The 234-nt window shown below is 67.5% G+C and carries 1 protein-coding gene; it reads left to right on the forward strand.

The window, feature by feature from the left end:
• Positions 1-234: hypothetical protein (locus tag KVS69_RS20640; protein WP_217540213.1), on the forward strand; the 234-nt coding region annotated here is incomplete at both ends.

Genomic DNA, 234 nt, shown 5'->3' on the forward strand with positions numbered 1-234 from the left:
ATCCGGCAACGCCAGGCTGCTGAACGACGCCGGTGTCGAGTGGTGGGCACTGCGCGGCGTGGACGCCCAGCAGCATGCCGCCAACGACCAGCGCCGGTTCAACGCGCTGGGCGCGATGAACCGCCTGCTGCCGCGACCGCTGCGCTGCGAACAGCTGCGGCATTTCATCGCCTCGCGCTGGTTGTGCAACTGGGACCAGCTCAACTACCGCCTGGAGAACTTCGGCTACACCCT

The sequence above is a fragment of the Stenotrophomonas sp. GbtcB23 genome, from assembly GCF_019091045.1.
Taxonomy (GTDB): domain Bacteria; phylum Pseudomonadota; class Gammaproteobacteria; order Xanthomonadales; family Xanthomonadaceae; genus Stenotrophomonas; species Stenotrophomonas rhizophila_A.